Below are 15,124 nucleotides of genomic sequence, written 5' to 3' on the forward strand. Positions count from 1 at the left end.
ATGATGAGGAGGGTGCCTGAAAACGACGGACTTATTTTGTTGGTGGGAAACGCAAAAATAAGTGCCCGTAAATTTTACGGGCCGTAACTTCTATCTCGATTGTTATCTGGCTGTCCAGCCTCCGTCCAAAATCATGGTTTGGCCCGTAATATTGCGCGCACTGTTAGACATCAAAAATGCTGTGGTGTCGGCTAACTCTTCAACGCTAATAAACTGCTTTTTAGGCATGGGTTCTAGCATGATCTTGTTAACCACGTCTTCTTCTGAGAGATTATTTTCTTTTGCTTGTGCGGCAATTTGCTGCTCTACCAGTGGTGTTTTTACATATGCTGGGCAAAGGGTATTGATGGTGACATCGCAATCATAGGTTTCTAGAGCAACGGTTTTGGCAAAACCCAATAAACCGTGTTTCGCTGCCACGTAGGCAGACTTAAAGGGTGATGCAACCACTGAATGTATCGAGCCAACATTGATAATGCGACCAAAATTTTGTGCACGCATATGAGGCAAAAACGCTTGAGTCAGTAGAGCAGGGCCCACCAGCATGATGTTGATAAGCTGCTGCCATTTCTCTGCTGGGAAGTCTTCAAGACGCGACACATGTTGTATCCCAGCATTATTGACCAATACATCAACGTTAACGCCGTTGAGTTTCTCAGGTAAGGCTGCAACTTGATTTGGGTTGCAAACATCGACTGATATTGCACTGGCTGCCCCCTTGTTTTGAATGATTTCGTCAGCAGCGCGCTGTGCCGCATTTTCATTAATATCGGCAATGACAACGTGATGCCCTTGTGTTGCCATATTACTAGCAATACCAAAACCTATCCCGCTTGCTCCCCCTGTAATTAGGATTGTGCGCTTAGTCATTGTTGGCCTCGCTATGAAGTTTGTTTTCCGCTTCATCCATATTTGCTGTATTGCCATCCTTATTGCTTGCGGATATGGCAGTAAGCATTTGTTTAACGGCTTTTATTTGTGCCCCTTTTTGATTGGCGTAATCGGCAGACGAATAACCCCACCAGTCCCAGCATCCTTGAGGGTTTAATGGCATAAAGAGTGACTTTTTAGTTTGTGGGTAGAGCACTACAATCTTGTTGTCATCTGCCCATTCATTGATGCTAGGTTTGAGTAATGTAAGCATCGCCCACTGCATCTGCATACTGATTGCATCCGTGAAAACTGATATGTGCACGACACTGTGCGCCTGAAGCGCAATCATCTGGTACGTAAACAAATCCCTCGCTTGCAAGCGTTTTGGCGTCGCTGCCTGCTAGTTGTTGTTGGTCGAGTGAGTACAATTTACCACTGAGGACATCATCCGGAGCCGATAGGTCTGATATTAGGTGGTTTAGCATGTCGCCTGCCGCGTCATAGTCGCAATTTCCTATGAATGGGCTTTCAGCTTTCATGCAATTGACGCCTTTTGATTGCGTTGGAAATACATGGGCAATGGGCTTGTCACTGACATATTTTATGTTATTTGTGTCTGTCCACGACGCGTACTGTTTGTGTAATAGGTTGCTTACCTCACCAATGACTCTTACATCTTGCGTTCCGTGAAATAACCAAACCTTGGCATCACGTAGATTGCTTAAAGGCGCAATTTTCTCTTCTTCTTCGTACTGAGCGGCAACATTGTTTAACCCACTTAAATCTATCTCTCCATCAACCTTATTAACGCATTGTGCAAGTGCAGTTGTAATATCACCTTTGGCGCAATAGTAGGGACCAGCGGCAAGTATTCCTGCACCTTTAACCCAATTGCTGTGAGCAACGTGAAATTGTGTTGCCATGTACCCACCCGAGGACATACCTGAAACGGTAACGTTGCCAAGCGTCAGAGATAACGGCGGTAAGGTGTCATCTGAGCGAATATCTTGGGCTAAGGCAGTGCTGGTCAAACTAGCAATTGCTACTGTTGTGAAAAGCTTTTTATAGAGTGTTTTCATGCTTAATCCTTTTCTAAAAACGTCTTAATGGCATCAGCTTGTGCTAGCACATTGGTTACGCCCTCTAAATGTCCAAGGCTGCCATTGAGAGTTTCAATCTGCGAGTCTTTGTTCATGCCCTTAAGGCTACGGTGAGCGTCTTGCGCCAAATACGGCATCAACAATAAGTCTGACTGTGAGGGAATGAATAATGTCTTCGCTTTGATAGTGCTTAGCCCGCGATTAAGGTTCTGGTTGTGCCCCGCAACAAAGAGCTGACACGCTCTTACCAAATACAAAAGATGGTTGGCATCCATGTTCTTGCTCCGCATATGTGCGCGCTCGCGCAACCACGCTACGATACTGTGGTCGTGAGTAATACTTTCCAATGGGCTAGATTCGACATTGCTAAACCCTAACGTGTAGCCTTGTTGGTTGAAGAACGCTGGGGTTAGGGCGTTTTGCGTTATCAACATTAACGAAGCGGCAAGGCTTAAGCACTTGGTGGTGTCTTGTCATAATAATCACCGCCGTTAAAGTGGGTGTCCAACTTTATTGGGGTTGCCCAATGTTCAAGCGCTGCTGTGGTCCATGCATCACTCTCAGCGGTGCCTATAACTGAGATGATCCTCTCAACCCAATCTGGATAAGCGCTAGCCCAATCTATTGCCTGCATTGAGCCCATAGAAGGGCCAACAACAGCATGCAGCTTTTTAATGCCCAGGCTCTCTAGCAGTGCTTTTTGCACGTTTACAAAATCGCGAATGGTGACCACTGGAAAGCGTAAACCATAGGGTTTGCCTGTGTCGGGATCAATACTTGCGGGGCCTGTGGTAACAACGTTATCGTCATAAGCGTTTAGGTTAACCAGGGTATCAACGCTTACGACATAAAACCTGTTGGTATCAATGGCCTTACCAGGGCCAATAATACTATCCCAATAACCCGGTGAAGCATCAGTCAGTGAGTACTTTCCAGCCGCATGTGAACTGCCTGAGAAGTAATGAGTAATAAGTACGACATTGTCTTTTTTCTCAGACAGTGTTCCATAAGCTTCCCAGCCTATTTTTACTTGTTTGATCTCCTTACCACCAAAGGTGGTGAAGGAGTCTAGCTCAAAAGTCTGTTTGCTAACCAACATAGCCTCATGCGTTGCTTTTGTTGGCATGTGCTCTTTTTGAGCGCCAAGGGTCATATGGCTGCAAGACATTAAGAAAAATAGTGCAAGGTAAGACCGTAACGAACTTATGCCTTTATAGGGCGAATGTTTCTCGCTTGGTCGCGTTGCGCGATAAAAGCGCTTATCCATAAGGGTGTTCATCCTTTAAAAAATACTGAATAAACCAATGGCCATCGCTAGACCGATAAGAGGCACCACGACTGTCAAAGCGCCCACTGCCCAGTACGCAGCCTGATGAGTTTCATGGCAAATAGCGCGAATGGTGGTGACCACGTAGCCATTATGCGGCAGCGAGTCTAACGCTCCCGACGAGATTGATACAATGCGATGTAGTTGGTCAGGCTCAACACCTTGGTCAAGATAGTGAGGAGCGACCAAAGGTAGGGCAATGGCTTGTCCGCCTGAAGCGCTCCCCGTGAGTCCGGCAATGACGCTCACAGCAATAGCTGCACCTATGAGTTCATTGCCAGGAATGGCTGTCATCATATCAACGGTAGTTTGAAACGCATCCGTGTTTTTCGCGATTGAGCCGAACCCAACGACCGCAGCAGTATTACCAATGGCAATAAGCGCGCCTGTTGTACCTGCATTGATAGCAGTGGGTAAGCTATGAAAATGCGTGTAGTTAATTATCAGTAAGCACAATACACCGCCGCCTAGTGCTAAAATCAAAGCTAACTGCGCCAGTGATTCGTGAAATAGGAAAGAAATAACAAGCACAACAATTAATGGAATAATGCCAGTTAGAGGGTGAGGTAAGTCACGTTCTCTAACAACGGGGTCGGTAGCTCTGGCTTCAAACACTTCGCCGTTGTTTACCGCTTTACGGATCATTTTAGCTAGCCACCAATAACCAAAAGCGGCCATGAATACGGCAACGACTAAACTAACTTCCCATGCTGCAAAAGGCGACGTGCCTAGATACTTGATAGGGATCCAGTTTTGAATCTCGGGCGAGCCCGCCGAGGTCATGGTAAACGTGACAGAGCCAAACGCCATGGCGGCAGGAATAAAACGTCGAGGCAAATTAGCATCTTTAAACAAACTCACCGCCATTGGATAAACTGAGAAGGCTACGACAAAAACACTTACGCCGCCATACGTTAAAATAGCGCAAGCAAGCACCACGGCAAGCACAGCACGTTTATACCCAATCTTATTTATTATCCATCGCGATACCGCGTCTGCCGCGCCAGTATCTTCCATGAATTTTCCAAACAGTGCACCGAGTAAGAACATAAAGAACCATGAAGCGATAAACCCAGAGAACCCACTCATGTAAGTTTCTACGAAGTTCACCTCTCCAGTGAAGACGGCAATGTTGTTCGTTAGGGCTACGACTAGCGCACACAAAGGGGCTGCAATAAACAAATTCATACCACGAATTGTTAAAACAATAAGTAGTAATAATCCGCCTACTAAGCCAATCATACTTAACATAGTTTTTTCCTTTAAAAATCTGTGACCGCAGATGATCCGGAACAGTTAAGTCGATATGTAATAGGAACTTGCGCATATCCATCTTGTTGACCTGATGGAGCGCGAGCGCTTGTGTACAAAACAAAGCGCAACATTAAGCTCATCGCTAGGAAAACCTCAGCACATTGATGATCGCGCTCTCTATTTCGTAGTTGCAAAGTTTGACGTTACTTTTCCGAAAATCCCATAGTACGATGGTACTACATACTGTTAACAAATAATTAACTAAAGTGATTTGGACCGTAGGCAATACATCCGGCAGTGAACAAAACTTAAAAGAAAAAAGGACTCACTATGTCACTATCTACACACACTACAAACAACACTGCGACGCGTTTCACTCGCAGTAGCTCTTCGTATCCCATGCGTCGCAGCATGTGCGCAGCAGCCGTCGCTGGAGGGTTACTCTCAATGCCAGTACTTGCACAGGAAGCGTCGGAAGAAAGTGCTGAAAAGGGAAAGCTTGAACGCATCGAAGTGACGGCGCGTCGAACGGTAGAATCGCTTCAAGAAACGCCGGTAGCCATAACATCAGTAGGTGCGACTGAACTTGGTGAAAAGGGGATCATGGTTCTTACCGAGATTCAGCAATTTTCACCAAACACAACGCTACAAGCCAGCCGTGGTACTAACAACACGTTAACTGCATTTATTCGCGGCTTGGGTCAACAAGACCCTTTGTGGGGCTACGAGCCGGGTGTCGGTATTTATATTGACGACGTTTACATTGCGCGCCCACAAGGAGCGGTGCTTGATTTACTTGATGTACAACGTATTGAAGTACTTCGCGGCCCGCAAGGCACACTCTATGGTAAAAATACCATTGGGGGCGCGGTGAAATATGTCACTAAGGAAATGTCAGGCGAAACACAAATGAACGTTGAAGCAACCGTTGGTAGCTACAACCAACGCGACGTGCGCTTTACAGGGCAAATTCCACTTGTTGACGATACCGTATATCTGGGAGTGGGGTATGCTAATCTGAATCGAGATGGCTTTGGCGAATACTTGCTGAGTGCGCTTCCAAATCAAGACAAAGAAAACTACAACAAAGATTTATGGGCCGCACGAGTAACATTAGAAGTGCACCCTAGTGACGACCTGTTTTTTAGAATTGGGTGGGACAAAACAGAAGATACCTCAAATGCAAAAGGCGGTTACAGACTGTTACCCAGTATTCTAACAGAGGCCCCGGTGCCTGATTCGGTATTTGATTCCTACACCAGTCTGCCTACCTGGAACAAAGTAGAGTTAGAAGGCTTTACTTGGTTGGCACGTTACAACATGAGTGAAAACTTAGAGTTGAAATATATTGGCTCTCACCGCGAGAGTTATTCGCCTACTAATATCGACTTTGATAATACACCATTACCCATTTTTGATGTTCCTGCAGAATACGATGACAGCAATGACACCCACGAATTGCAGGCAAACTACTTTGGCAGCAACTTTAGTTTAGTATCTGGCTTGTACTATTACGACGGCGAGAGTTGCGGTAACTTTGACGCTATTCTTGGCGTACTTGGTGTCGCATTAGGCGCTCCTGGGCTAACCCGTGAAGTGACTGGCTGTAACAACTCTGAAAGTTGGGCAGCATACACCCAATTAAACTACGACATTAACGACCAGTTATCGTTGTCACTTGGCGCACGTTACACCGATGAAGAAAAGTCAGCATTTGTGAACAACGGCCTTATTTTTGACAATGTTTATCCATCTACGGGGTGGGTAGATGGCTACGTTAGACCAGACGGCCAGCTAGTACCACAAGTGCTAGGAACGGATACTGACGGTGACGGCATTTTAGATGCACCTGCTGTGGAAAGTTGGTCACGTTTTACACCTCGCGTGGGTATTGAATACCAAATGAATCGCGACACTATGTTCTTTGCGAGCTATTCACAAGGCTTTAAGTCGGGTACGTTTAACCCTCGCGCCCAAACCAACGAGCCTGGCGTAAGACCAGAAGTAGTAGACAGCTATGAGTTGGGCATGAAAAGCGATTTAACTGATGCACTTCGTTTAAACGTAACGCTGTTTTCTTATGACCACAAAGATAGACAATACATTGGTGTGGAAGGCGATTTGTCAGACCCAACGGCACTTGATCAGCGCTTGAGAAACGCAGCAGAAACCGCGGCAAAAGGCGCAGAAGTTGAAATGACATGGGTGGCAACTGAAAACCTCCAGTTCGATATGGCGTATGGTTACATCGATTTCGAAATAGAGAAAAACTTCGCTACGCCTCCGCTAATTGGATTGGCAAGTACGCCAGAAAACACGTTTAACTTTAATGCGAGCTACCTACTAGAAACTAGCTTTGGTGATATTGCGTTTAACGCTAACTACTACTTTAGAGACGACTACCTTGTCTTTGAAACGAGCGATCTAATTCAACAAGATGCCTATGGCATGGTGAATTTGAGTGCGCGATGGGAAAGTGTTGAAGGCGACTGGTATGCGGGCTTGCACGTGAAAAACCTAACGGACGAAGAATACCTTGTTGGTGGTTACGACTTTGTCACCCGCGATGAACAAGGAAACTTTGGTCCGGGTCTTGGTGGCGATACAACCCTAATTGGCTATTACGGTGACCCACGCACTGTGCACCTGACGGTAGGGTATCGTTTCTAAATCATTTAACTGCAACGCAGTTGTAAAACAACATGTAACACGCCGGCTCGCAATGAGTGGTCTATCACTACTCATTTTGGCTCGGCGTGATACTATGTTAATTAACAAAGTTGTTACACGTTGATAGCCTCATGCCTGTTAAAATATTGATTGCTGACGATCACCCCTTATTTCGAGCGGCGATGTGCCATGCGCTTACTACCATGTCCAACACGGTATTGGTTGAAGCGTCGACGTTTCCTGAAACCCTTTCTTGTCTTGAAGACGACGACGCCATCGAGCTTGTCTTCCTTGATTTGACGATGCCAGGCAATGAAGGTCTAAATGGCCTTTCAAGTATTCAAGCCCAATTCCCTGATATTCTGGTTGTTATTGTCACGGCTCAAGAGTCTCCGTCATTGGTGCAAAAAGCGTTGGCACTTGGCGCCAGTGGTTTTATTCCGAAGTCTGCTTCAATAGAAAGTATTGTTGAAGCTGTAGAGCAAGTCTTAGACGGCGAAACATGGGTGCCATCCAATTTGCAGTCTGAGCGTTATGTTGATGAGGCCGATGAATTTCACAATAAATTACGTCAATTAACTCCCCATCAACTCAAAGTGCTTAGGATGGTATCAGACGGTTTGCTAAACAAGCAGATTGCTTACGAGCTCGCCATATCTGAATCTACCGTTAAACAGCATGTTTCGGCAGTGTTGAAGAAGCTCGGCGTGATAAATAGAACGAAAGCGGGAATTGCGTTTAAAAATGCCATGCAGGTGTAGAAAACGGCAATGGAGAAATAGCATTCCCTTCATACTTTTGGGTAAAACTACATACATTTGCCATTATCTTTACTACGCTTTGTTAAAAGATTAAGGAGATGGGTGGTAAAAGTGAATTACAACGAGGTTATGCTCGAGGCGAAGGGAGAACCGCGAGCGCTGTTAACGCAGTTGTTAAAGCCAATGGCATTTGCTTTCTTTGTTCTTTATGCAATGCTCTCACTGAGCCATGGATTGTTACTGACTGCTGATTTCAAATGGATCTTGGTTGCCTCAGCTATTGTAACCACTCTGTATAGCTTAACGCTGATGCTTATTGCGAAACGTATAAGCGCAGAGAATCAGCGACTGGGCATTTTATCTCTCCTCATATTTGGCGCGACCAACAGTCTTCTTCATTTTTGGTTATCCCAATCTCCTGAACAAGCTACCAATTTTGTTTTGGTCATCCTTGCCTCTGGTATTGTGTTGTCTAATAGACGTGATTGGACAACCGTCGTAGCATGCAATTGGGTAGGCTGGTTTTATGTCAATCTTTCTGCCGATATGCCAATGATGTTGCATTTTCTTTTTGCGCTGATTATGGCAACGCTACTGAGTTGGTTTGCCCACCTAGCACGACAGAAATTGATCATCAAACAAGTAGAATTAGCGCAAGAGAGAGATAATGCTGTTGCACATGAGTTAAAAGCAAAAGCGGCCAGCGAAGCCAAAAGCACGTTTCTAGCAAATATGAGTCACGAGATAAGAACACCTATGAATGGCGTGATTGGTGTTATTGACGTCATAAGCCGAACTAATCTAGCGGGTAATCAGGCACAGTTAATAGAGACTGCGAAGCGAAGTGCAAATTCGCTCATGGTTATCATCAACGATATTCTGGATATTTCAAAAATAGAAGCTGGTGAGCTGAGCCTTGAAAGTATTGAGTTCGATATCCTCAAACTTATAACAGAGTTGCGGCAAGACTATAAAGTACAGGCCGAAAGTAAGGGGTTATTGTTCAGGATAGAACCGAAATCGATAGAAAGTAATAGGGTCATTGGTGACCCATATCGGCTAAAACAAGTCTTCAATAACCTCGTTTCTAACGCCCTTAAGTTTACAGAAAATGGTGGCTTGACCATCAAATACAACACAGTTTTGGCTGGCGATAAGGTGAGGTTGAATGTTGACGTGATTGACACCGGAATAGGAATAGATGAAAACGTCATTCCTCATCTCTTTAACCCATTTTCTCAAGCTGATAGCTCAACTACAAGAAAGTTTGGTGGCTCTGGGCTAGGACTTGCGATAACTCGGCAATTATGTGAGTTAATGGGAGGCGAAATCAGTGTAACGAGCACACCAGGAAAGGGTTCTACATTCTCATTTTTTGTAATGTTAGTGGCAGGACAAAACGAAGCGAGTAGCAGTTCAAGTCATGCGCAATCGTTGGCATCATGTGTCGACGTCACATTACTGCTGGTGGAAGATAACGAAATAAACATGCAGGTCATGTTAGCGGTTTTAGATAACTTAGGTTGCAAAGCTGACGTCGCTCGGGACGGTAAAGAAGCCTTAGACATATTATTGAAGACAAATATGAATGCATACGACCTGATTTTAATGGACTGCCAAATGCCTACGATAGACGGCTTTGAAGCCACTCGTATGATACGTGCAGGTAAGGCTGGCGATAACGTGAAGAACATTCCAATTGTCGCGCTAACCGCCGACGCTATGGAGAGTCAAAAGCAAAAATGCTTTGATGCAGGGATGAATGATTATCTCACTAAACCCATTGATGTCGATGTATTGAAAAAAGTGTTGGAGTTCTATGCTAAAAGGTGATCACTCTATCCAACGCCTTGCTTTAATAGGCGTTTAAGTGCAGCAGGTTTTACTGGTTTGGGCAAATATGCCATTCCTAAAGACGCCGCTTCTTCTCTAATTTCATTACTGCGATTGGCCGTGATAAGAAGTGTAAGGCCGAACGTCACTTCCTGTAGCTGCAATGCTTTTACGCACTCTGTCCCGGTTTCTCCTGCGTTAAGGTGATAGTCGGCTATCAGCACATCAAAGTGTGTAGTTGCAGGCAAGCTATCATTTATTCCCTTTATCCACGTTACGTTCGCTCCCCAGTCGCCTAGCAGCGACTGCATAGCGCAAGCCACTTGCTCGTCATTTTCAATGAGTAAAATAGTACGCTCTTTTAAAAAGGTACTGGCGCTTAAGGACGCTTTTTTTGCTTCATCTTCATGTGGCTTCGTATTTTGTGATTCTGCATGAACGAGCTTCTTGGCGGTATTGTCATCGGCCAGTGGAACCTGCACAGAGAAACTGCTCCCTTTATCCAACTCGGATTTAAGCGTGATGCGATGCGCTAACAGGCGACATATTCTATCGACAATAGTGAGCCCTAATCCAATGCCTTCACTGCTGTTATGATTTTCTAACTGATGAAACTCGCTAAATATATCTTGCTGCTGATGCGCGGCAATGCCACTACCGAGTATCATACACCACTACTTTTATGGCTTGAGCGTCTGATATTCGTCTTACACCCACTAACACTTTACCTGTATGCGTATAACGTACCGCATTTGAAAGCAGGTTTTGTAATACTCTTCGAAGTAAGTTCTTATCACTGTATACGAATACTCTTGTGGGTACATAGCGAAGCGCTATGCCTTTTTGATGTGCGATAATGGTGAACTCTTGAACCAGAGAAGACAGCATTTCATCTAGTGAAAATACGGTTTTTTGCGCCTTCAATACGCCCGCATCTAACTTCGTCATATCAAGAAGCATGGTCAGCAGGCTTTGCGCGTTATTCAACGAATTAACCACACCTTCAGATAAGCTAGACAGCTCGCCGCCCGCTGTTTTCTTGCTTAACATAGACGCAAACAAGGTAGCGGCATTGAACGGTTGCATAAGATCGTGCCCAGCGGCAGCGAGAAATTTTGTTTTACTGTCGTTGGCCTGCACCGCTTGACGTTTAGCTTCTTCAAGTTCTGCCGTGCGCTTTATTACACGGGCTTCTAACTCTGTTTTCGCTGTTTCTAACGCTTTTTGAATAGCGATATATTCGGTTATGTCGCTGTAAGTTGTCACGTAGCCGCCACCTGGAAGTGGGGCACCATTTAGTTCTATTACTCTGCCATCAGGTTGTTTACGGATAAACTTATGGCGGCTTCCATTAAGCATAAAGTCTACGCGCTTATTAATTTCGTCTTGAATTGCTTGCGAGGGCGCTTGGCTTTGCAATGAGGCACTAAAAAGGCCGCGCTGGGCATTATAGTTAAGAATATCGGTGATGGGCATGCCTGCTCGTAAAAAGCTCTTAGGGTAATTGAAAAGCTCGACATATCTATCGTTCCAGGCAAGTAGTTGAAGTTTATCATCAAGCACACTGATCCCTTGTTCGATGTTTTGCACTGAGGACTGCAGCACTTCGTGGTTAAACTGGAATGATTGAGAAGCTTCTTCAACCCAATCCACTAACTCAGGTAGTGCGTCACTGCCGGTGTCAGCAACGGCGCCAAGTAAAATACGCGCACTCGGCGCACCTACTTGTGCGGCAAGCAATTTATCAACGCGTTCGATAAGTGCATGACTGGCGTAACCTCCGGCAAAGGCGCGATTTACATCTACCGATAATTGTTGCGTGAGTTTTTGTTGTGCATCAACGTCAAGCACGCGTTCGGTAAGCGACATCAAATCTTTCACTTTTACCATAAACCTAGGGGCAGTAGCGTGTTTGGCGTTACCTTCGTCGGGCAACGATGTCTTAGCATGTGTTGCCAGTGCAACAGCAATAAAGGTAGCGCAATTGGCCAACAACGAATAGCCAAACCCAAGGCCTAGTGCTTCGTCAGTAGGGGGCGGGTTAAAATAGTAACTGGATAATAAACTTGGGTAGAGTAGAAAAGTACACCAACAAATAAAGCCTGCTAGCAGCGCAAGTAAAGCGGCAGCGCGGGTACTTTTTTCCAATACAGCCCAAACATAAGAACAGGCAGGCATTGGCCTAACAGCGCTATGGCTAGCACGCCGCTTTTAACAAGGGGAGCGGCTTGACTGATGTTAAGGTGATACCAAAGCGCGATACTTAACACCACCAACACGGTTAGCCGCCGTATGGTTAATATCTGGTTTGGCTGCATAGTATGGCCAGGCGCTGTTTTTAAACGAGCCTTTAACCACAGCGGCGTAACGACGTTGTTTGAAATCATAATTCCCATGGCCAATGTGGCTACGATGACCATGCTGGTGGTTGCCGATAGTCCACCGATAAAAGCAAATGAAGAGACAGCGATGTTGTCCGCTTGAAGAGGCAAGGCTAATACGTAAGCGTCAGAATTGATACTCGCTGGCAGTAGCATTTTACCCGCCAACGCAATAGGAATGAGAAACAGCGTCATACCCAATAAATAAAGTGGGAAGAGCCATCTTGCAGTACGCAGTTCACCCTCACCATTGTGTTCAACAAAATTCATATGAAATTGGCGGGGCAGCACAAACATAGAGCAAATACCCAATAGGACGTGTGACAAATACACCCAGGGTGCACTATCTGCGTAAATGACTTCTCTGGCGGCCTCGTTAGACGAGGCTTTTGCCACGAGATCAAGCACGCCGTCAAAAAGAGAGAAACACACGAAAATACCCACGGCCCACAGTGCAAGCAGCTTAATCAAAGATTCGAAGGCAATCGTCAGTAATAGCCCAGGGTGCTTGTCCGTAAGGTTCAAAGAGCGGGTACCAAATATGATGGCAAAAAGCGCCATAAGACCCGCTACATAAATGCTCACTTGAGGGTTGCTTGATTGTTGATCGCCAGTAATAAGGCTAATGGATTTTGTGATGGCATCAAGCTGAAGCGCAATGTAAGGAATAACCCCGACAAAACATAGCAACGTGACGAAGGCTGCAATTAAGTGAGAGTGCCGATACTTCAGCGAGATAAGATCGGCCAGCGAACTAATATTATGTTGTTGGCATAAGCGACTAATATGCAAAACAACCGGAAACGCAAATGCCATGGTTAAGATGATCCCCATGTAGGTGGGAATAATTGCCCAGCCATACTGTGCCGCTTGTGACGTTGTGCCGAAAAAAGCCCAAGAGGTGCAGTGAACACCAAGACCAAGACTGTAAAGGATGGGATGTTGCTGATTATCGCGCAGGCGTTTATCGCCCCAAAATGCGACGGCAAAAAGCGCAAACAAGTACACGCCAACAAGGGTGCCTACTGTCCAAATACTTAACATAAGAAATCCGTGAAAAAACAACAGCTCAGTCAATCATGAGCACGGTGTTTACATTAACATGGTTTTTACATGTCGTCGTTTTATTGTGAGTGGTTTTACATCGTACTTTAGTGCTGTTTGGCGACAGCTGAGTTTCAAAAGAGTCGCCGTTTGCTTAGTGCTATATCGCTATCCACAAAAGCGTCGCGACCGCCCCAGCCAAAACGGCATAGACCAACATAGGCAAAACCGTTTTTCGCAGAATCTGGCCTTCCGCATTGTGTAACCCGAGTACACTAGCTACAGCAACAATGTTGTTAATACATACCATGTTACCCAATGCTGCGCCGACGGATTGAAGCGCAAGGACAAGCGTGAGGGGAAAGTCCGTACGGCTGGCTACTTCGGTTTGTATAGCGCCAAACGTTAAATTTGAAATTGTTGCAGAGCCTGAAAAAAAAGAACCCAAAGCTCCCAAAAAAGGCGCGAAGAAAAGCCATGCACTACCAAACGTGTTTGCCAGATTATCGCCTATTAGGTAAACCGGAGCGCTTTTTTCACCCATCATCATCAAGGTCACAAATATAAGTGCCCCAGTGAGTGCAAAAAGCGGCTTTTTCATTTGCGAGACGGTGTTACTCACCACCTGAGATACCTCTGAAATACTGCTTTTGCAGATAGCGAGCATCGCAAAAGACACAAGCCAAAATGGCAAAATTGCCGGAATATAGAGGAGCGATAAGCTCCACTGTGTTTGCGTGTTTAAGATAGCTTCCCAGCTTATTACACCTGAATGACCTATGGTGAATTGGCCTATGTTTTCGATTGAAAAACTGACTATAGGATGGGGAGAGGATAGCCATGCTTTAAAGGGTAGAAACGGTAGACGAGTGACAATTAATACCAAAATGGTTCCCCAGATCGGAAAACTGGCTTTTGCAAGGCTCATTGTTGGAATACTGGAGGCATTAGCAGAAGGTGTTGACGCCTTCTCCAATCCTACACCTCTTTTGGCAAACATAATTGATGCCGTAAGCCCAATAAGACCGCCGATAAGCGAAGGGAATTCATAACTAAAAAAAGAAACGGCAACGAAAGGAAGCATGGTGGCCGCGATACAACACAACACATATAAAGCATTTGCTTTTATCTGTTGCCAGCTAAGCAAACATTTGAGCGCGATAAAAGGGATAACAAAGCTACATACTAAATGGATAAGCGCTGATAGCTTGCCAATATTGAGCTGCGCATCTTCAGATAGCGCTAAAGGTGCAAAACCAAACCATGTTGGTGTGCCAACGGCACCAAATGAGACAGGTACTGAGTTCATGACCAAAACGAGCATAGCTACACGAAGCGGAGCGTAACCGATACCCACAAGGATAGGGGCGGCAAGGGCCGCGGGGGTGCCAAAACCACTTGCACCTTCAATTAAGAAGGGAAACGCCCACCCAACGATAACAAGTTGTGCCACGGGATTGGTCGAAACGTTGTTGAGGTGCGACTTTATGACTTCCATCGCGCCAGTACTATCGAGCACCTTAAAAAGAAAAATAGCGCTACCAATAATTAGTACAGGTGTCAGTGAGAGTAAGCCTCCTAATATTACATTGGCGTGTACCTGTAGCGATGTGAAAGGAAAAACAAATAGGCAAAGCAGATAGACAGTGGCGGCCGATAGAGGAAGTGCCACGCTTGCTGGTAAACTTTTTTTCTTTACCATGAGGTAGATAAGGAATGCCACAGGGAAGTAGGCACACAGTAAAAGCAACGAAGAAGGCATTGTTATTCCTTAACAAAAATGCACGAAATAATAATAGGGCGAGATTTTTTAAAATTCATCCACAAAAATAATGTGGATACCCTTGATCGCCCCAAAACTAGCCCCATTAATAAGCGCAA

General features: G+C 45.4%; 8 protein-coding genes and 2 pseudogenes. 3 read left to right on the forward strand and 7 right to left on the reverse strand.

Annotation, left to right across the window (positions count from 1 at the left end; all coding sequences use genetic code 11):
* Nucleotides 1-102 precede the first annotated feature (102 nt).
* The 5 genes and pseudogenes from V6N89_RS07430 to V6N89_RS07450 all read right to left on the reverse strand — a co-directional run bounded on the left by V6N89_RS07430 (nucleotide 103) and on the right by V6N89_RS07450 (nucleotide 4,551).
* Nucleotides 103-870, reverse strand: a complete 768-nt coding sequence (locus tag V6N89_RS07430) for a 3-hydroxybutyrate dehydrogenase (protein ID WP_346993601.1) — start codon at nucleotides 868-870, stop codon at nucleotides 103-105.
* Entirely contained in the window at nucleotides 863-1,144 is a 282-nt protein-coding gene (locus tag V6N89_RS07435; RefSeq protein ID WP_346993602.1) for a hypothetical protein, read from the reverse strand. Before V6N89_RS07435 ends, V6N89_RS07430 begins: the two co-directional genes overlap by 8 nt.
* Nucleotides 1,122-1,952: an extracellular catalytic domain type 2 short-chain-length polyhydroxyalkanoate depolymerase gene (locus tag V6N89_RS07440; protein WP_338517008.1), complete on the reverse strand. Its 831-nt coding sequence runs from the start codon at nucleotides 1,950-1,952 to the stop codon at nucleotides 1,122-1,124. The genes V6N89_RS07435 and V6N89_RS07440 overlap by 23 nt, the downstream gene beginning before the upstream one ends.
* Nucleotides 1,953-1,954: 2 nt before the next feature.
* Nucleotides 1,955-3,126, reverse strand: a pseudogene (locus V6N89_RS07445) (E22 family MetX-like putative esterase).
* A 129-nt stretch (nucleotides 3,127-3,255) separates the two neighbouring features.
* Nucleotides 3,256-4,551, reverse strand: a complete 1,296-nt coding sequence (locus V6N89_RS07450; RefSeq protein ID WP_338517009.1) for a GntP family permease — start codon at nucleotides 4,549-4,551, stop codon at nucleotides 3,256-3,258.
* Between the two features lie 402 nt (nucleotides 4,552-4,953).
* Here V6N89_RS07450 and V6N89_RS07455 point away from each other — a divergent pair, with 402 nt between their 5' ends.
* The 3 genes from V6N89_RS07455 (at nucleotide 4,954) to V6N89_RS07465 (ending at nucleotide 9,818) form a co-directional block, all read left to right on the forward strand.
* Complete coding sequence (locus V6N89_RS07455) at nucleotides 4,954-7,224, forward strand: TonB-dependent receptor (RefSeq protein WP_346993792.1); 2,271 nt, start codon at nucleotides 4,954-4,956, stop codon at nucleotides 7,222-7,224.
* Nucleotides 7,225-7,355: 131 nt separating this feature from the next.
* Nucleotides 7,356-7,985: a response regulator transcription factor gene (locus V6N89_RS07460; protein WP_338517010.1), complete on the forward strand. Its 630-nt coding sequence runs from the start codon at nucleotides 7,356-7,358 to the stop codon at nucleotides 7,983-7,985.
* A gap of 111 nt (nucleotides 7,986-8,096) precedes the next feature.
* Entirely contained in the window at nucleotides 8,097-9,818 is a 1,722-nt protein-coding gene (locus tag V6N89_RS07465; protein ID WP_338517011.1) for an ATP-binding protein, read from the forward strand.
* Nucleotides 9,819-9,823: 5 nt separating this feature from the next.
* On the opposite strand, the pseudogene V6N89_RS07470 reads toward V6N89_RS07465, so the two are convergent.
* Both V6N89_RS07470 and V6N89_RS07475 read right to left on the reverse strand, forming a co-directional pair.
* A pseudogene (locus V6N89_RS07470) lies at nucleotides 9,824-13,243 on the reverse strand (hybrid sensor histidine kinase/response regulator).
* Nucleotides 13,244-13,403: 160 nt separating this feature from the next.
* A complete protein-coding gene (locus tag V6N89_RS07475) occupies nucleotides 13,404-15,005 on the reverse strand; it encodes an L-lactate permease (RefSeq protein ID WP_346993603.1) in 1,602 nt (533 codons plus the stop codon).
* Nucleotides 15,006-15,124: the final 119 nt, after the last annotated feature.

This window comes from Alteromonas gracilis, from assembly GCF_036870955.2.
In the GTDB taxonomy this organism is placed as follows: domain Bacteria; phylum Pseudomonadota; class Gammaproteobacteria; order Enterobacterales; family Alteromonadaceae; genus Alteromonas; species Alteromonas gracilis_A.